The sequence below is a fragment of the Chryseobacterium lathyri genome (assembly GCF_003290185.1).
Lineage (GTDB): Bacteria > Bacteroidota > Bacteroidia > Flavobacteriales > Weeksellaceae > Chryseobacterium > Chryseobacterium lathyri.
The window spans coordinates 31465-49934 of sequence record NZ_QNFY01000007.1 but is presented as its reverse complement, the minus strand read 5'-3'; the positions used below and the strand labels follow the sequence as shown (position 1 = coordinate 49934).

The window sequence follows — 18470 nt, the reverse complement described above, 5'->3', positions numbered from 1 at the left end:
AGATAAAGCACAGCTGTCACTGCACAGAATCCTTGTTGTCCTAAGCTTTATTCCACGAAAGCATCAAACGTTTATCTTCTGGCAGGTCTTCTGACTTACTCCGTTTTTGAAATCCTTCCCATTAAAAAAAACAGTGGATATATTCTTCAAAAACTTTGATGTGGAGCTTACAGCAGCGGGTCTGTCCCGGATTTTCACCAGGTTCCCTTTTAAGTGCTTTTTACAGCGCACCAGATTGCGGCAAAGATAGAAAATAACTTAATATATGCAATAACAGCATAATAAATTAATTCTCAACACTATGAAAAAAAGAAAATATTAAGAAGATGTATTAAAAACAGGTGGCTCGGGAATCTCAGCCACCTGTTTTTTAGATTAAAGTTTGAAATTTTTACGAGACTAAAGATTGAACAATCTGTACCTGGTGGCTTTGGCCATTATATTAAATTCCAAAATTGATAAAAACACTGAACCTGGATTTTGCTTCAATGTCCCCGCTTGCCAGATTGGAATAAGCAGGCAGCATGACTTCTCCACCCAGGCTGAACTTTTTATACGAAGCCTCAAAACCAAGCTTTCCATATAAAGCGCTTCCTGCTGTATTAGGCAATACCTCATCAAACTGTTTGTTTTGATCATAGACTTCGCCCTGAAGTCCGGCTTTGGCAGAGAAAATAGTTTTTTCATTTCCTGCAAGCTGATAAAAAGCTGTTGCGGCATAATTCCACTGGTTTCCAAAACGGTAATTCTTTTTGTTTTCGGTTTTTACAGTGTAATCTGTGTTGATCAACACAGCCAGCTTATTCTTTTGAAACTTATAGTTCAAAGCAGCCTGATAATCCCAGCTTCCCGTTCCCAGTTGAAAACTTGGATTGACTCCTGAAGCTCCTTTTTCATCAAATTTTCCCAAAGGAATTTTCACCCCCAAACCACCGTTGAGCTGATGGAAATGATTTTTGGAACTGAGGATCCGGTAAATTCCCATCAGGTTCAGATCTCCGATTCCATTAATGTTGATATCGCCCTGCATTGTTCTCTTCTCATGAAAATGAAAGGGCAGGCTGGCGTATACACTCAGCTTTTCTGTCAATGGAATTTTTCCCCAAACCTGCAGGGTATTGAAATACTGATCCTGTGTAAGATCTTTTACAAAAAGGTTTTCTTTGGCTTTATAATGCTGGGCAAAATATTTGATCCCGATAAACTGAGGATTCAGTAAAGACTCAAAACCGGAAGAACCGTTTCCTGCCGCACAGCCACAAGCATCACAGTCATCAAATACAATCCTGTTTATAGGATCTGCGATATACAGACTGTCGTTGATGGTTTTAGCCTGACAGGCCCAAGATAATGTCAGGCTCAGTATAAAAATTATTTTTTTCATGCTCATTCTGTTTATTCTGCAAATTTTGGATTAGAAATAAAGTTTTGATCAGATAAGGTTTTCAAAAAGGCAATGACAAACTGCTTTTCCTGCGCATTCATCGCAATTCCGATATGTCCGTTCTGTTTCAGCTGCGGATCCAGATTGGGATTGTCTTCCACATTATCTGAATAGAAATTAAGAACTGCGGCCAGCGTGTAAAACCTTCCGTCATGCATATAAGGTGCGGTATATTCTACATTTCTAAGACTCGGTACACGGAATTTCATCCAGTCATTCTGATCAAGGGTTACACGATGGCGGCCCGCATCTTTGAACTGGGCATTGTAATACATTCCCGTATTCCTGAAACTCTCGTCGGTAAATAGTTCTCCGCTGTGGCAGGAAGCACACTTCTGACTGAATAGAGCCATTCCCTGGGATTCTTCAGAGGTAAAATTTTCTTTTCCCTGTTTAACCCTATCATATTTTGAATCTGCGGAAATCATGCTGACCATAAACTGCGACAGAGCTTTCAAGACTCTTTCACCGGTTATATTTTCGTCACCATAAGCTGCCATGAAGAGTTTTTTATATTTCTGATCATCCTTTAATTTAGAAATCACCTCAGGCATGGAGCTGTCCATTTCATTGGCATCCGTGATCGGAATGATCGGCTGTTCGTTCAGATTATGGATTACGCCGTCCCACATGTATCTTTTCAGGAATGCCATGTTTTGAATGGGTGGTGCATTACGGATTCCAATTCTGTCGTCCACTCCATGGCTCACGGTATGGCCATGGTGTGTGAAAGCATTTTCCTGAATATGACAGAAACCACATGATATGGTATTATTTCTGGAAAGCCTGCCCTCATAAAATAAATTTCTGCCCAGCTCTACTCCGTTTTTCGTCACCGGATTACCGGATGCATCGAACGTCATTTCCGGAAAGTACGACGGAAACTGCAATGAATAGGCCTCATCTTTTTCCAGCGGCTGCATTACCTCATCTGAACAGGACCAACAGCTCAGAAAAGTAATGACCAGCAGCATTGTTTTTAATAAAATCCTAATCATTATGAACATGATCTACTTTAAACATCGAGGTAAGGTTATTGGTAACATCCACCAAATGCTGGCTTGAACCCATCATCACATTGTTTTCTGTATTTAGGGAAAGTGTTTTACTTCCACTCAGAAACTGATTTAAATCTGCAAGGATGTGAATGGAAGGTCTTACCTGAGCCGTTACTCTGGCGGTTGTCGGAAGATTCAACGTAATTTCCCGGTAAAGATCCGGCGTATTATTAGCCGTTACATTTCCCATGTTTCCGGTGTGATTCATGAATTCCGTATCTGCGGAGGCAGTTCCGTATTTACCTTCCAGTTTTACAAAGACGTAACCGGCTGCCCATGACCATGACATCCCTTTCTGCTTGGCTTTCGTCCAGAATTCTGCCTGCCCGTTTTGCCCCAACAGATAAGCCTTCTGACTGATCCCAAGTCCGAATCTTACTTTCTTGTAATTGTTTTTCGGAATTCCGTTCAGATCGAGATAGACAACTCCTGCAACGGCATCTGCCTGATCTATGATGAAAGCGCCTTTGTCGGGATTGTTTTCATTGTATTTGAATTCATTTCCGCCTTCGTCAATCAGTGTGATATTGCTGATGACATATTTCAGGGCTGAAAAGTTATGCTTCTGCCCGGCAGCTGAAGTCTGTACAGTTTGGTTAAGTACGATATTCCCCAGGTTATTGAATCCGTTTTCAAATTTGATCTGAAGGTTTCCGGTTGAAGTATCCTGTGGATCGTCATCATCGCTGTTTCGGCATGATGATAAAGTGAATAAATTAAAGGCAATAAAGAGTAATGATAAAAATTTATAAATTTTCATTTTGATTTTTTAAGTTGAATTTTTAAAATAGAAATGTTTTTGAATGGGTAACATTCATTTTTTTTAACCACAAAAGGCACAAAAGTTTTTTGACACCTTAATTATTTAAAGTGTATTGAAAACTGCATAGAAGAACGCTTAAGCTTTTAAAATCTTCGGTTCTTTGTGGTTGATAAAGATTAAAATTGAACTTAAAAAACCGGTGGTTTGAAAATGTGTTTGAGAAACAGAAAAGAATAGGCTGTTTCGTAGAGAAAATTGAAGTTTACAGAAAGGAAACTTTCAGCTTTTTTTATTCCTGTAATTTCAGGAAGCGTACAGATATCGAGAATTTTCTGTCCTGAATTTTTGGTTTTGTTTAAAGGTGAAGAATCTGAATTATTCGTTTTTGCGAGTTCTTTGCTCAGGTAGCATTTACCGTTACAGTGAAGCTCCGGCTTGCTTTTATTGATGCAGAGAACGGTGGAAATATAATCATAATTTACAGCATACTCCACCAATGGGATCAGAGGTCTGAACGCCATATAAAGAGTGAGGAATATGCTGCAAATTAAATTCATCTGTTATTTCTTGCTTAGGGCTTCATCATATCTTCTGCTTACCTCTTTCCAGTTCAGCACATTCCAGATGGCAGTAAGATAGTCTGCTCTTTTGTTCTGGTATTTCAGGTAATAAGCGTGTTCCCAAACGTCAATTCCTAAAATCGGAGTTCCTTTTTCTTCTACTACATCCATCAAAGGGTTATCCTGATTCGCTGTAGAAGAAACGAATAATTTTCCGTTTTTATCCACAGAAAGCCATGCCCATCCTGAACCGAAACGGTCTGCACCTGCTTTACTGATCTTTTCTTTGAACGCATCCATGCTTCCGAAAGTTTCCGTGATCGCTTTAGCCAGCTTTTCAGAAGGCTTGGTGTCTTTTACAGGTGTAAGAACGGTCCAGAAAAGCTCGTGGTTGTAATGCCCTCCTGCATTGTTTCTTACTGCCGGCGTAAGTTTGGAAATTTCTGAAAGGATCTGGAAGAGGGTTTGCTTCTCCTGAGGTGTTCCCGCAATTGCTTTATTCAAATTGGCAACATAACCTGCAGCATGCTTTGAATAGTGAATTTCCATTGTCTGTGCGTCTACCGAACCTTCCAGTGCATTGTATGCATAAGGAAGCGGTGTCTGCTTAAACTGCGCAAAAGCAAACTGTGCGGCGAATACGGCACTTAAAGCTGCTATTTTCAAAATCTTCATAACGTTTTGTTTTATGGTTTAACAATATTTTTATACTTATAGAAGGAAAGCAGGAGGATGGAAAAGGGAAGCTATTTCTGCCTGAAGACGACTATACTTCATCTACACTTCTTCATCTTATCTTTTTAATCATCTGCATTCATGACTTTCACCAATCATTATTCCAGTCATTAACTTTCTACATTAAGACTCCTCTACTCCACGACCACAATTTCATTGGTCTTTTAATCATTTACATTAATGACCATCATTCATCATTATCCGCATCATTAACTTCCAGCTTCATTCTTCCATCTTCCTTTCCCTACTCTATTTCAATAATTTCTTAATATCCTCGATCAATATTTCCCGGTCTGGATGATACTTCCCGTTAAGTTTAGGGGTTTTTCCCTCAGGATCTTCATAATTCAATCCTGAGTAATACAGGATTGGCATATTATCTTTATTGTATCTGCAACGGATATTTCCTTCTTTATCCACCAAGGCGATCATTCCGCTGTGGTTAAGGCTTTCGCTGTCGTCTTCCTTATCTCCCACATAGATATTGAACTGGTCTGCCAGTTTTCCGATATAATCTCTGTTTCCGGTAAGAAAATGCCAGTCCGGGGATTTGGCTCCTACACTTTTAGCATGTTCTTTCAATGCGGCAGGTGTATCATTTTCCGGATCTATACTTATTGAAATAATCCCAAATTCAGGACTGTTTACCTCATCTTCAATAAATCTCATATTCCGGTTCATCACAGGACAAATCGTAGGACATCTGCTAAAGAAAAACTCTACCAGATATACTTTTCCCAGCATGTCTTTATTGGTGATCTTTTTATTATTCTGGTCGGTGAGTTCAAAATCGGGAACCTTCATTACGGTATACAGGTTCTTCTTAAAATATCCCATTCCAACACCTATTCCCAGAAACAGAAGAGCGAAAATCGCAATCGGAATGATTACCTTTCTTTTTGCTCCGTTTTTGGTCTTATTATTTTTGGGCATATTTCTCAGGATTTTTTTTGAACTCGTCTTTACATAGGCTACTGCAAAAACCGTACGTTTTATTTTTATAGACTGCTGTATCTTTCATATCATCTTCTGTTTTCATGTGACAGATAGGATCTTCCGCATTGGCAAATTTTACTTTTTTAACCGTCGATTTTGAAGAGGCAGTGCTCTTTTTATGTTTTACTTTAGGGGTTTCCTGGCCACAGGCGAATAATGAAACTGACAATAGTGCAGTCAAAATAATTTTTGATTTCATTTTAATGGTAAATTGAAATTGATAGTATGATGAATGTGTAAATTAATTTTTAATACAAAGCTAACCACCCGTTTCTACTGCAGATTGTTTAAAAAAAACATAATTAGGCAATAAAATCCGAGGATATTTTGATTAAAAACTAAAAGAATAGTTGAAATTAAGCTAAAGGAGGATGGAATATCCTGGAAAAGTATTCCGAAGCATGACCAATACTATAATCTGAGTGTATAGCCTTACCTTCAGGCTCAGATTCTTTCTGTCCTAAAAATGAAAGGGTATCGTGGGAAACAAAAACATCCAGGACGGATATTTTGATGACCTGGGAATTATTGGACTGCTTTTCCGTTTTCGCCAGTTCTTTGCTGACGTAGCATTTTCCTTTACACGTTGACTGAGGAATATTTCTGTTCTCACAGAGGTTTTTTACAATATAATCATAGTTCACGGCATAGTTCACCAATGGCAAAACTGGGCGTAATGCAATGGTAAAAATGATGAATATGGAAATAAAAAGTCTCAATGATCAGTTCTGTTCTACAAATATACTACTCAAATTGGGTTTATGGATTATTTATGATGAATGTCATTGATTATTTTTAGATTAGGGATTAGGGATTAGGGATTAGGGATTAGGGATTAGGGAAAATAAGGTTTCTTGTAGTTGTGATAGTTTTCCTCTCGCGGATTATGGGATTTCGCAGATTTTTTGCTGTAATAAAAACCTTATAGGTTTTGGAAACCTATAAGGTTTGGCGTTTCATATTTTTTTAATGGATGATGTATTGTTTTTAATCGCAAAGGCGCGAAAGAGATTACAAAAAGACTGTTTTAAGGCGCTAGGATTTTATCTCCGATAAAATTTGGATGCTAATTATCTTACAGCCTAAAACCTTTATTTAGCACCTGCTACCTACTATCTGCAACCTACTCCTTTATCCCTACTCCCTAATTAAACTTCATCCTCTGAATCCTCACCGCATTTAAAATAGCCAGCATCGCTACTCCCACATCTGCAAATACGGCTTCCCACATCGTTGCAAGGCCTCCAGCCCCCAACGCTAAGACTACAGCTTTTACTGCAAAGGCTAAAACAATATTCTGCCAAACGATCTTTTTAGTCTGCTTACCGATATTGATCGCCATTGGGATTTTGCTCGGTTTATCATCCTGGATAACGACATCTGCGGTTTCAATCGTGGCATCGCTTCCGAGTCCTCCCATAGCGATTCCTACGTCACTGAGTGCTACTACCGGAGCATCATTTACGCCATCGCCTACAAAGGCTACGGTTTGATTTTTGGCTTTGATTTCTTTTACTTTATTGACTTTGTCTTCCGGTAAGAGATCTCCAAAAGCACTGTCAATACCCAGTTGGTCTGCCACATATTTAACAACAGTACTTTTATCGCCGCTCAGCATAGTGGCTTTTACGCCCATTCTATGCAGGTTGTCAACAGTTTCTTTCGCATCGCTTTTTATACTGTCTGCAATGGTGATGTAGCCCGCAAACTTTTTATCATAAGCTATGGCAATTAGCGTGTACACAATATTGGCGTGGTTGGTATCGTAGCTGATATTGAATTTATCCATCAACTTAAAATTACCGACCAGCAATTCTTTTCCATTGACTGAAGCTTTTAAGCCATGTCCTGCAATTTCTTCCACATTTTCCAGGGGAAGAGAATGATCAATCTCTCCTGCATAATTATGGATTGCTGTGGCTACAGGGTGTGTACTTTTGCTTTCCAGGACATTGACCAATTTCAGGATCTCTTCTTTATTGAATTCGGGCTGAATGCTTACTTCCTGTACTTTGAATACACCTTCCGTCATGGTTCCGGTTTTATCCATCACCACATTCTGGATCTCTGCGATACTGTCTAAGAAATTACTTCCTTTAAACAAAATCCCATTTCTGCTCGCTGCTCCAATTCCTCCGAAATATCCTAAAGGAATGGAGATCACCAATGCACAAGGACATGAGATCACCAGGAAGATCAGGGCTCTGTACAGCCAGTCTCTGAACTGATAATCACTTACAAAGAAATAAGGCAAAAGACAGATTCCTATGGCAAGAAATACAACAATCGGGGTGTATACTTTTGCAAATTTCCTGATAAATAATTCGGTCGGGGCTTTCTGTGCAGTCGCGTTTTGAACCAGTTCCAGAATTTTACTCAGTTTGCTGTCTTCGTAAGCGGTATTCACTTTTACCAGAGCGATGCTGTTCATATTGATCATCCCAGCTAATACGGTCTCACCTTTTGTTTTAGTATCCGGTTTACTTTCGCCCGTAAGCGCTGCGGTGTTGAATGAAGCGGATTCAGTCATCAATTCACCGTCAAGAGCCAGTTTTTCTCCAGGCTTCAGCTGGATGACATCTCCTATTTTGGTTTCTTTGGCTTTAATGGTTCTTGGCTGGCCGGCTTCAATGATCGTCACCTCATCAGGACGCTGATCCAGCAATGCTTTGATGTTTCCTTTGGCTCTCGAAACGGCCATTCCCTGGAATACTTCTCCTACGGAATAGAACAGCATTACAGCAACACCTTCGGGATATTCCCCGATTGCAAATGCTCCTACTGTAGCGATTCCCATCAGGAAAAATTCGGAGAATACATCTCCCTTGATGATGCTTTCATAAGCTTCCTTTAAAACCGGAAGACCTACGGGAGCATAGGCTGCCAGATACCATATCAAACGTACCCAGCCCGTGAACCATTCTGTTTTTATATAATTGTCCAATGCTATTCCTATCAGCAACAGTACGAAAGAGATGATGGCAGGAAGAAACATCTGAAAAGGTGTTTTATCTCCTGTATCATGGGAGTGATCATGTCCGTCTCCTTCGGAATGATTGTGTGTATGAGGTTCTTTATTTTTAGGCTTTGTGCTACAACATTCTTCCATAAATACTATTTTAATGTAAAATTAAGGTTATACTCAGTGCAATACTATTGCAAACTTTCGAGGCAGTTCTCACAGATTCCTTTGGCAAAAAGTCTTATCTCATCTATTCTGAAATTGGTCTGAACATTTTCAGGAAAGGAAATATCTTCCCTGCAGGTGGTCTGCTTGCATATTTTGCAGTAAAAGTGCAGGTGCCAGTCTTTGTGTGTTTTCTCATCACAGCCGTCATCGCATAATTTATATTTTGTTGTGGCATTTTCCTGAATGCTATGGACAATTCCTTTTTCTTCGAAGGTTTTCAAGGTACGGTAAATGGTAGTCCTGTCCGCATGATCAAAATGATTTTCCACTTCTGAAAGGGAGAGTGCCGCTTCCTGTGTACTCAAAAAATCATACACCAGAATCCGCATGCTGGTGGGCTTGGTATTTTTATCGATGAGTTTGGTTTCTATATCTTTTTTCATTTGTACGATTATTTTAATGGATCACATTTCGTAATACAAAGAATTATCTTTTTTAACAGGAATATTCTGATCTCCTGTCATTTCTTTAATATTAATTTCAATGGTCTGTGCCAATGCGGTCACAGGTATATCTACAGGTCCATTTTCGAAAGGATCCTGCATGATAATGGATGTTTTCTCAATTGCAAGAAACATGACCGGAATAAGGAAGGTTATTAATATTTCAACAGCCAGCTGAGAATCATCCAGTCCAAACGGAAGGATGGCTGCAAAAACATAGATTAGGGTATGCAGTAAAATACTATAAGATCTTGGAAAAACTGTATTCTTTAGCCTTTCACATCTTCCCATATTGTCACAGAGCCTCATGATGACAGCATTTAGCTGATGAAGTTCTGTTAAACCTTTCGAAAAAGCAATATTTCTGAGCCGTTGGGAATGTACATCCAGAAGTGCATTCGGAATATTCGTCGCTTTGATCTGATGTTCATCCAGATAGTTCTGAACTCTGTCTGAAAAAGGCTGTCTTCTCAGAGATTCACCAAGTGCATAGGTCCAGATGATCTGCCTTTCTGCAAATTCTTTTATGATCTTATCTTCTCCTGCCGGAAAAAACTGGATGATCAACCTCATCAACGTCCTTGAGTCATTCACTATGGCACCCCAGACTGTTCTGGCTTCCCACCATCTTTCGTAGGATTGGGAAGTCCGGAACGCCAGCAGCAATGAAACAGCCGTTCCCAAAAGGGCCGGAATATTAAGGGGAAGTGAAATTTTCCGGAACCATGGGAGAAGATCTAATAATCCTATGGACACGGCAAATATTCCCATATACAGAATTTGATTTTTTATTTCACGGATGAAATACCAGATGGATATTTTCTTGTTTAACAGCATAACTGAATGATGTATTAGAATGTTTCTTATTCTTACCCTGAAAATGTACCGTAAACACCTCTAATTTAGGCATAAAAATCGGTAGTTCTTCAGGCCGGTTTCTATAAATCGATGAGCATTTCCTTATTTTAATGCTCATGCCCACCGGAATTGGAAAGTTTAGCATTAATGAAAAAAGCTCCTTTCACTACAATTCTGGCATCAGCAGGAATTCCTTTTACAGGTGTAATGGCTGTATAGCCCATATCTGATGTCCCTTTTATCACTTCTACTTTTTCAAAATTCAAGGTTCTTTGATGTTGGACAGGTTCTCCTTTCTCATTTTTGTTATCATCTCCGGATTCTTCTTCTTCATGCTCCTCCGGCTTTTTATCTGTACGGATGAAGACATAATATTTTCCGTCTGCCTCTACGATAGCTTCATTAGGAACGGCAGGTGTTGTGTTTTTATCAAGACTGACAATTCCGGTGATATTCATTCCGTCGATCAGACCCGCTTTATTTCCGGTCACTGTGCCATGTACTGAAACGGTTTTGCTTTCGTTTTCAAAAGAAGAGCCTACACTGTACACCATGGCATCATATTCTGTTTCAGGATTATTGGTCAGCTTGAAATGCACGATCTGCCCTACTCTCATTTTAGGAAGATCTTTTTCAAAAACCTGCAGATCAAGATGAATCGAGTTGTTATCAATAATCTCCGCTACAGGTGACGAAACATCTACATAGCTTCCGATCTGTGCTGAAATACTGCTGACGGTTCCGCTGATTGGTGCGGTAATGACCAATCCGGATCTCATATTCCCATTATTTACTTTTCCCGGACTGATTCCCATCATCTGAAGCTGTCTCAGAAGGGAAGCTTTTTTCGTTCTCAGGGTTTTAAGCTCGGCATCTGAACTCTGCAGGTTTTTCTTGGCACCTGCATCATTGTCAAAAAGCTCGCGTTGTCTTCTGTATTCCTGTTCTGCATAGATAATTCTGCTATTCGTTGTTAAATATTCTTCCTGTAGCCGGATAAATTCAGGGTTCGCAATGGTTGCAATCACCTGTCCCTTTTTTACGATGCTTCCTACCTGTACATTCAGGGTTTTGATCACACCGCCGTACAGAGAGGTGATGGTGGCTTTATTATTATTGGGAACTCTCAGAAGTCCGTTGGCTTTCACAGTGGACGTAAGTTCCTTCATTTCTATGGGACCTAAAGATATTCCGACCGATTTGATCTGCGCTTCCGTTAATGAAGCGATAATCTGCATTGCTTCTTCATGACCGGCTTCAGCTTTTTCAGTCTTTACTTCGGGGTTTTCTGCCGGCGTTTCTTTTTTTCCGCAGCTTATAAGTAAAAGTGCCGTGACGGTCAGATATATGATATTGTGCTTTATTTTCATGTTATTTATTGATAATTGAATTAATGGTAACTACAGATTGGTTGACCTGCTGAATGGATTCTAAATATTTCAACTGAATATTGGTGGCAGTCTGCAGGGCAAAAAGATATTCTACGTAAGAGATTTCCCCAGTTTTGTAGCCTAACTGGGCAGCTTTAACAATTTTTTCCGCGTTCGGAATGGCCTGATTTACATAATATTCATACTGCTGTATATCCTGCTGATACTGTCCGAAAGCATTTTCGAGCTGTGTCGAAAGTTGTTTCTGCTGCATCTTCGCATTGGTTTCAGCGGCATATTTTTCATATTCCAGAGCCTGTATTCTTGCTTTTGTTGCTCCAAATGTTAAAGGAATAGCAACCCCTACAGAAAAGGAATTGAAACGGTCTCCGGCATTATAGAATTTCTCCTGTCCGTTTTTGGTATGTAAACCTATCAATGACTGGCTCGTCAGACCAAGACTGAATTCAGGAAGCCCCTGTGATTTCTCCACATTTTTATTCTTTTCAGCAATTTCCATTTCATGATAAAAAGCTTTGACCGTTGGATTGTTGGCTACCGATGAACTGTCCAGAATATTTTCTGTCTTCAAAGGTTCATAATCGCTTTTAAACGGAACTTCAAGGTTCTCAGAGGTATTTAGTAATGTCTTTAAATTTTTATAGGCATTGTTTAAATACACTTCATTCTGTTTCAGCAATAGGTTAATTTCTCCTTTTTGGGTTTCTGCCGTGTTAATTTCAATCTTCTTGATATCTCCTGCTTTAAATCTTACGGTCGCGATCCTGATAAAATCCTGATAAAGACTGTCAAGATCTTTCAGTTTAAATTTATTGTACTGAAGGTATTCGATCTGATAATAATAGGTTCTCACCTGTTTGGTCAGCTCGTTCGCCGAAACTTCTTTATCGATCTGCCTGCTTTTTATATTTTCAGTGATCAATTCTCTCCTTGCTTTGAACAGCGTAGGAAAAGGAATACTCTGCGAAATGGCAAATGACTGGTCGAATTTCGGACTGTTGTATTGCCCAAGCTGTGCTTCAAAATTTAATTTGGGAAGTTCTTTTGCTGTGCCTTTCAAAGCTTCGGCAGATTTTATATTGAGATCCTTTGATTTTAAAACCAGATTATTTTCGGCAGCCATTTCTACGGCCTGATCAACGGAAATCTGTCTGGTCTGCGCATTGAATGTCTGTCCGAACATCAGAAATCCAAGAACAATAACTGTTGTGATGGGCTTAATTCTATTCATCTTTCGTGGGATCTTTGAATTAAAAATAATATAGAGCATCGGCAGAACAAATAAGGTAAGGAATGTAGCGGTAACCAATCCTCCGATGACTACAGTCGCCAATGGTTTCTGTACCTCAGCTCCTGCTCCTGTAGAAATCGCCATAGGCAGGAATCCCAATGAAGCTACAGTTGCGGTCATCAGAACGGGTCTTAATCTGGTCTTCGTTCCTTCATATACTCTTTTCAGTACATCCGTCTCACCCTCTTTTTCAAGTTGGTTAAAAGTTCCGATCAAAACAATCCCGTTAAGAACTGCGACTCCGAAAAGAGCAATAAACCCGATTCCGGCACTGATACTGAACGGCATATCTCTTAAAAGAAGAGCAAATATACCTCCGATGGCACTCATTGGAATAGCTGTAAAGATTAATGCAGCCTGCTTGAAGGAACGGAAAGTAAAATATAAAAGCATAAAAATCAGAAAGAGGGAAACCGGAACAGCAATCATCAGACGTTTGCTGGCTTCCTGCAAATTTTCAAACTGTCCGCCATAGGTAAAATAATATCCGGAAGGTAACTTGATCTGTTTATCTAATTTCGCCTGAATATCTTTCACCACACTTTGTACATCGCGGTCTTTTACATTGAAACCGATCACAATTCTTCTTTTTCCTTCTTCACGGCTGATCTGTGCAGGACCCAGTTTATAGCTGACATTAGCCACCTGGGAAAGCGGAATCTGTGCTCCTGTCCCGGTAGAGATCATTAAATTATTCACATCATCGATATTCGTTCTGTGAAGGCTGTCGAGACGGACAACAAGATCAAAACGCCTTTCGTTTTCAAAAACCTGTCCGGCTGCTTTTCCGGCAAAGGCTGTACTTACAGCATTGTTTACGTCTTCTATATTTAAACCATAATTGGCCATTCTCGTTCTGTCGTATTCTACGTTGATTTGGGGAAGTCCGCTTATTCTTTCAATCTGCGGAGCCGTCGCACCGTCAACGGTCTGGATGATCTTTCCTACTTTATCTGCATAAATAGAGAGTGAATCCAGGTTTTCACCGAAAATTTTAACGGCAACATCCTGTCTGATCCCCGTCATCAGCTCATTGAAACGCATCTGAATCGGCTGGTTCTTTTCAAAGAACACTCCGGGAATAGTTTCTAATTTCTCACTGATCTCATCGGCGAGTTCTGTGTATGATTTTTTTGATTTCCATTCTTTTTGTGGTTTTAAAACGACAATCAGATCGGAGGCTTCGGGAGGCATAGGATCGGTAGGAACCTCAGCAGAACCGGTTTTTCCCACAACCATTTTCACCTCATCAAACTGTTTGATAAGTCTTGAAGCCTGCATGGAGGTTTCGATACTCTGGCTAAGTGAACTTCCCTGCGGCAGGATACAGTGGAATGCATAATCTCCTTCCTGCAGCTGCGGAATAAATTCGCCACCCATATTTTTGAAAATAAAGGCACTGATGACGAAAATAAAAATCGTGACCGAAACAATGATGTATTTTACTTTAACAGCTTTTTGCAGCATCGGCTGATAGATCTTTTGCAGGAAGTTCATCATCTTATCTGAAAAGGTTTCTTTGTGCGAAATCTTTTTGGACAAGAACAGGGCGCTCATCATCGGAATATAAGTCAGTGAAAGGATTAACGCTCCTAAAATGGCAAATCCTACTGTTTTAGCCATTGGCGTAAACATTTTCCCTTCTACTCCAGCCAATGTTAGGATCGGGATGTAAACGATAAGGATAATAATTTCTCCAAAAGCCGCACTGCTTCTGATCTTTGATGCGGAAAGGAAAACTTCCTCGTCCATTTCATTTTGGGTAAGATTCCGTACAGATTTTCTTACACCTAAGTGATGCAAAGTGGCTTCCACAATGATCACAGCGCCGTCTACAATCAATCCGAAATCTATGGCCCCGAGGCTCATTAAATTGGCACTCACTCCAAAAACATTCATCATTCCCAAAGCAAAAAGAAGGGATAATGGAATGGCAGACGCTACAATCAATCCTGCTCTCAGATTTCCAAGGAAAACCACCAGGACGAAAATAACGATCAATGCACCTTCAATAAGATTTTTTTCTACGGTATTGATGGCTCTTCCTACAAGATCTGTTCTGTCTAAGAATGGTTCTATCACCACATCATCGGGAAGGGACTTCTGAATAGTCGGAATTTTAGCTTTAATACGGCTGACCACTTCGTTACTGTTGGCTCCTTTCAGCATCATGACAACACCGCCTACCGCATCTACTTTACCATTGTAGGTCAGTGCTCCGTAACGTACTGCACTTCCAAGACGCACATCTGCAACATCTTTTATAAAAATCGGAACGCTTCCTGTTTCATTTTTAACGGAAATATTTTTAATGTCCTCCAATGAGGTTACAAAACCGATTCCACGGATGAAATAGGCATTCGGTTTTTTGTCTATATAAGCCCCACCGGTATTCTGGTTGTTTTTTTCTAAGGCTGTAAAGATATCGGAAATGCTTACGCCCATTGCTTTAAGGCGGTCAGGATTTACCCCTACTTCATATTGTTTCAATTCTCCTCCGAAGCTGTTGATTTCTGCAACGCCCGGCGTTCCGTTCAGCTGTCTTTTGACAATCCAGTCCTGCATGGTGCGAAGCTCTTTGGCAGAATATTTTTTTTCGCTGCCTTTTTTCGGATGGAGAATATACTGATACACTTCCCCAAGACCTGTACTTACAGGGGCAAGTTCCGGCGTTCCCACTCCTTTGGGGATTTCTTCAACAGCCAGCTTCAACTGTTCATTGATCAGCTGTCTGGCAAAATAAACGTCTACATTTTCTTTGAATACCACAGTGATCACGGAAAGCCCGAATCTTGAAATACTTCTGGTTTCTTCGATGTCTGGGACATTGGCAATACTCTGCTCTATGGGAAAGGTAACAAGCTGCTCTACTTCCTGTCCTGCAAGTGTAGGACATACTGTGATGATCTGCACCTGATTATTGGTAATATCAGGAACCGCATCTATGGGTAGCCTTGTAGCACTCCATACTCCCCAGATAATGAGAAGCAGGGTCATGATACCCACTACCACCTTGTTTTTGATACTGAATTTTATGATTTTATCTAACACGATCTGTATTTAATTTTTTATTGGTAATAACTGCATACGACGATAATGCCGTTGCAAAAATATCACGGAGACCTCTGCAATGGTATTGCAAAGTTCAATAGATAGAAAGCCTAACTTTCTAATAATCAATAAAAATTAAATTTTAGGAGGTTGCCAGATATGGTCGTACATCTGGTAAGCAAAATTGTTTTTCTGGAAAAGAATTTTCTTTGAAAAGTAAGCCTGAACATGGCTTGGAATTTCAAACAATGAATCCATTTTGAAAGAAGATACCGTCATTTGACAGCAACTGCATGTACACATTGGTGAACAGATATCTCCTTTATCTTTTGAATGGGATTCCTGAATATTGAATGACAGTTTGATTTCTGAAGGCCCTGCAGGACTGTGCACATCTTCGCAGGGCATCAGTGATAATGCCATGAAATAGAATGCAAGTATCCATCTTAACAGGTTCATATGGACAAAGGTAAAGTTTTTTTCTAAAAAGGAAAGACCATAGAGTGATTTATTATATTTTTAGCATCTAATTTCTTTCTAAGGAGCATTAAATTTTTCAAAAATAAATTAATACTGATAAACAACTATTTACAAGTTCAAAATCGGTATTTTTTGATTTTTCTCACTTAATATTTTTTGATTTAAAAAAGTTTTTAACTAAAATTATTATGCTTTTTTTTAATTTGCCATCATATAATTCCCATTTTAATGATTTGTATCATTATTGTCAGTTTTTGATTTAAATATTTTTTATTTTTGCTGAAAAAACATAACCTTATTACTTAAAAAACACAGCCTTCAGTTACTCACCTACTGACATTTTACATAACCATTTTTAAAAACACTTTTACTGAAAAAAAAATTATGAAACAATCTTTATTAATTATTCTGAGCTTTTCAGCCTCATCACAATTTGCACAGAACCGGAATACAGATAGCTCAAGTGCTACTCCTTCGAACAAGTTTACAGAAACAATTGTTCATCTCTAAGGCCAACAATACAAAAGTCACACCGATCCTTTTCATAAGGATGGACTAATGAATCCACAATGCGTAACCGTCATTCTTTTAGTAATGCCACTGCAAAATACATGGAAAATATTGATGAAAGACATTTAGTAACGCAGAGAAACTTACCTAATTTATTTAATTGAACAAAAAATAAACAACTATAAACAGATGAAAATTAAATTATTATCACTGGCCTTATTGGCATCATCTTTCACATTTGCACAGTTATACACTCCTGCTGGTGCAATACAAGCCTCTTCAAATAATTATATTGGTATCGGAACCAATGCACCTGAAGCGAGTCTTGATATTAATGCAAACAGCGGTATTCCTATCATTAGAGGTAATGGGACCTATATACCGACCGGACTGAGGTTTATTGATGATTCATATACACAATCCGGTCAGGTAAAGGAATGGAGTATATGGAAAGGAAATACTTGGGCAAAAGGGTTGGGATTCATGAGATATGATGCAGTCAACCGCTGTGCGGGGGGAATTTGTGACGTACCTTTATTCTTAGCAGACGATGGCAATATAGGTATAAATACAAGCTCACCCCAAGAAAAACTTTCCATTTATGGGAAACATTTCACTTCTACAATCCTATTGCATGCAGACAATGATGGTAATGCTCCTGCTGATTTAATGATTTGGGCTTCTGAACCGGGATTAACCTATTCCGGGGTAGGTATTGGAAATAATATAAAAAATTTTTTGAATGGGGGCAGTATGGAAAGAATAAACCCTTCAAAAGGAGGCTCATATATTCGATTGTTAGATAATGAGATTAATTTTAATTTAGTATCTAATACAGGAATCAAGCAACAGACTTTGGCTTTACATTCCAACGGCAATGCATCATTGCAAGGTAAATTTGAAGCCAAAGAAATAAAAGTAACTCTTACACCAACTGCTGATTTTGTATTTGAAGAAAACTATAGCCTGCCTAAACTTGAAGATGTTGAAAAACATATTAAAGAGAAAAAACATTTGCCGGAAATTGCTTCTGCAAAAGTTATGAAAAAAGAAGGAGTAAATGTGGGAGAATTCCAGATCAAACTGTTGCAAAAGATTGAGGAATTGACTTTGTATACTATAGAGCAGGATAAAGAAAATAAATCTCAATCCGAAGAAATTAAAGAACTAAAAAAACAAGTCCAACAACTTCTTTCCACTAAAAAATAAAATCACAAATGAAAACAAAATTACTTTCTATATTCTCATTGTTTATAGGCTTTTTAGGCTTTTCACAAACTGAAGTCTATTTCAAATATGACGAAGCCGGAAACCAAAGATACAGAGGCCCTAATGTTGCAGGAAAAACAGCTCCCACTGACACAGCAAAACAAGAAACTAAAACAGTAGCTCCCCTGCAACAGCAAGAAGCTCTTGCTATGGATGAAAAAACCTTCTTGAAACAGATAAGGCTCTATCCTGTACCCGTTAATGACGTTCTTACCATAGACTGGACTGAAGAAGCAGATGATCTTATAGAATCCGTTTCACTGTATCAGCACAGTACGGTACACTGGAAATTTCAGCAACAGAATATTCCGGGGCTAAACCGTCAGTTGAAGATTAATATGACTGGGTATGACTGGGGTGTTTATATTCTACGTTTTACATTAAAAGACGGCAGAGTGTTTAGCCGAAATGTTACAAAACGATAAGCAATT

16 protein-coding genes and 1 riboswitch are annotated in these 18470 nt (G+C 39.1%); of the genes, 2 read left to right on the top strand and 14 right to left on the bottom strand.

The window, feature by feature from the left end:
• Positions 1-63: 63 nt before the first annotated feature.
• Positions 64-250: riboswitch (cobalamin riboswitch) on the bottom strand.
• Positions 251-442: 192 nt separating this feature from the next.
• From DRF61_RS11120 to DRF61_RS11055, 14 genes are all read right to left on the bottom strand, one after another.
• Positions 443-1384 carry a transporter gene (locus DRF61_RS11120; protein ID WP_111956996.1) on the bottom strand — a complete coding sequence of 314 codons (942 nt, stop codon included), beginning with the start codon at positions 1382-1384 and terminating at the stop codon, positions 443-445.
• Positions 1385-1395: 11 nt separating this feature from the next.
• Positions 1396-2442: a cytochrome-c peroxidase gene (locus DRF61_RS11115; RefSeq protein WP_111956994.1), complete on the bottom strand. Its 1047-nt coding sequence runs from the start codon at positions 2440-2442 to the stop codon at positions 1396-1398.
• Positions 2435-3262 (bottom strand): MbnP family protein, encoded by an 828-nt coding sequence (locus DRF61_RS11110; RefSeq protein ID WP_111956992.1) that lies wholly within the window; start codon positions 3260-3262, stop codon positions 2435-2437. The genes DRF61_RS11115 and DRF61_RS11110 overlap by 8 nt, the downstream gene beginning before the upstream one ends.
• Positions 3263-3453: 191 nt before the next feature.
• Positions 3454-3822, bottom strand: coding sequence for a hypothetical protein (locus DRF61_RS11105; RefSeq protein WP_111956990.1), 369 nt, complete (start codon positions 3820-3822; stop codon positions 3454-3456).
• Between the two features lie 3 nt (positions 3823-3825).
• Positions 3826-4500, bottom strand: a complete 675-nt coding sequence (locus DRF61_RS11100) for a superoxide dismutase (protein WP_111956988.1) — start codon at positions 4498-4500, stop codon at positions 3826-3828.
• 309 nt (positions 4501-4809) lie between these two features.
• Positions 4810-5493 carry an SCO family protein gene (locus DRF61_RS11095; protein WP_111956986.1) on the bottom strand — a complete coding sequence of 228 codons (684 nt, stop codon included), beginning with the start codon at positions 5491-5493 and terminating at the stop codon, positions 4810-4812.
• A complete protein-coding gene (locus tag DRF61_RS11090; protein WP_111956984.1) occupies positions 5480-5755 on the bottom strand; it encodes a YHS domain-containing protein in 276 nt (91 codons plus the stop codon). The genes DRF61_RS11095 and DRF61_RS11090 overlap by 14 nt, the downstream gene beginning before the upstream one ends.
• A gap of 157 nt (positions 5756-5912) precedes the next feature.
• Positions 5913-6275 carry a hypothetical protein gene (locus tag DRF61_RS11085; RefSeq protein ID WP_111956982.1) on the bottom strand — a complete coding sequence of 121 codons (363 nt, stop codon included), beginning with the start codon at positions 6273-6275 and terminating at the stop codon, positions 5913-5915.
• Positions 6276-6700: 425 nt separating this feature from the next.
• Entirely contained in the window at positions 6701-8353 is a 1653-nt protein-coding gene (locus tag DRF61_RS11080; protein ID WP_420866794.1) for a heavy metal translocating P-type ATPase, read from the bottom strand.
• A gap of 356 nt (positions 8354-8709) precedes the next feature.
• Positions 8710-9129: a Fur family transcriptional regulator gene (locus tag DRF61_RS11075; protein WP_111956973.1), complete on the bottom strand. Its 420-nt coding sequence runs from the start codon at positions 9127-9129 to the stop codon at positions 8710-8712.
• 21 nt (positions 9130-9150) lie between these two features.
• Entirely contained in the window at positions 9151-10026 is an 876-nt protein-coding gene (locus DRF61_RS11070; RefSeq protein WP_111956971.1) for a bestrophin family protein, read from the bottom strand.
• 128 nt (positions 10027-10154) lie between these two features.
• Positions 10155-11417, bottom strand: a complete 1263-nt coding sequence (locus DRF61_RS11065) for an efflux RND transporter periplasmic adaptor subunit (RefSeq protein ID WP_111956969.1) — start codon at positions 11415-11417, stop codon at positions 10155-10157.
• 1 nt (position 11418) lies between these two features.
• Complete coding sequence (locus tag DRF61_RS11060; protein WP_111956967.1) at positions 11419-15780, bottom strand: CusA/CzcA family heavy metal efflux RND transporter; 4362 nt, start codon at positions 15778-15780, stop codon at positions 11419-11421.
• Positions 15781-15915: 135 nt separating this feature from the next.
• Positions 15916-16239 (bottom strand): DUF6660 family protein, encoded by a 324-nt coding sequence (locus tag DRF61_RS11055; protein ID WP_111956965.1) that lies wholly within the window; start codon positions 16237-16239, stop codon positions 15916-15918.
• A 726-nt stretch (positions 16240-16965) separates the two neighbouring features.
• Between DRF61_RS11055 and DRF61_RS11050 the strand changes: the two genes are divergently transcribed.
• Both DRF61_RS11050 and DRF61_RS11045 read left to right on the top strand, forming a co-directional pair.
• Positions 16966-17979: a hypothetical protein gene (locus DRF61_RS11050; protein WP_420866793.1), complete on the top strand. Its 1014-nt coding sequence runs from the start codon at positions 16966-16968 to the stop codon at positions 17977-17979.
• 8 nt (positions 17980-17987) lie between these two features.
• Entirely contained in the window at positions 17988-18464 is a 477-nt protein-coding gene (locus DRF61_RS11045) for a hypothetical protein (RefSeq protein WP_111956961.1), read from the top strand.
• Positions 18465-18470 lie beyond the last annotated feature (6 nt).

Coding starts and splice junctions, on each gene's coding strand:
- DRF61_RS11065 (WP_111956969.1), bottom strand. CDS start 11,417: ATGAAAATAAAGCACAATATCATATATCTGACCGTCACGGCACTTTTA.
- DRF61_RS11105 (WP_111956990.1), bottom strand. CDS start 3,822: ATGAATTTAATTTGCAGCATATTCCTCACTCTTTATATGGCGTTCAGA.
- DRF61_RS11115 (WP_111956994.1), bottom strand. CDS start 2,442: ATGATTAGGATTTTATTAAAAACAATGCTGCTGGTCATTACTTTTCTG.
- DRF61_RS11080 (WP_420866794.1), bottom strand. CDS start 8,353: ATGGGAATCGCTACAGTAGGAGCATTTGCAATCGGGGAATATCCCGAA.
- DRF61_RS11100 (WP_111956988.1), bottom strand. CDS start 4,500: ATGAAGATTTTGAAAATAGCAGCTTTAAGTGCCGTATTCGCCGCACAG.
- DRF61_RS11070 (WP_111956971.1), bottom strand. CDS start 10,026: ATGCTGTTAAACAAGAAAATATCCATCTGGTATTTCATCCGTGAAATA.
- DRF61_RS11110 (WP_111956992.1), bottom strand. CDS start 3,262: ATGAAAATTTATAAATTTTTATCATTACTCTTTATTGCCTTTAATTTA.
- DRF61_RS11075 (WP_111956973.1), bottom strand. CDS start 9,129: ATGAAAAAAGATATAGAAACCAAACTCATCGATAAAAATACCAAGCCC.
- DRF61_RS11095 (WP_111956986.1), bottom strand. CDS start 5,493: ATGCCCAAAAATAATAAGACCAAAAACGGAGCAAAAAGAAAGGTAATC.
- DRF61_RS11045 (WP_111956961.1), top strand. CDS start 17,988: ATGAAAACAAAATTACTTTCTATATTCTCATTGTTTATAGGCTTTTTA.
- DRF61_RS11055 (WP_111956965.1), bottom strand. CDS start 16,239: ATGAACCTGTTAAGATGGATACTTGCATTCTATTTCATGGCATTATCA.
- DRF61_RS11120 (WP_111956996.1), bottom strand. CDS start 1,384: ATGAAAAAAATAATTTTTATACTGAGCCTGACATTATCTTGGGCCTGT.
- DRF61_RS11090 (WP_111956984.1), bottom strand. CDS start 5,755: ATGAAATCAAAAATTATTTTGACTGCACTATTGTCAGTTTCATTATTC.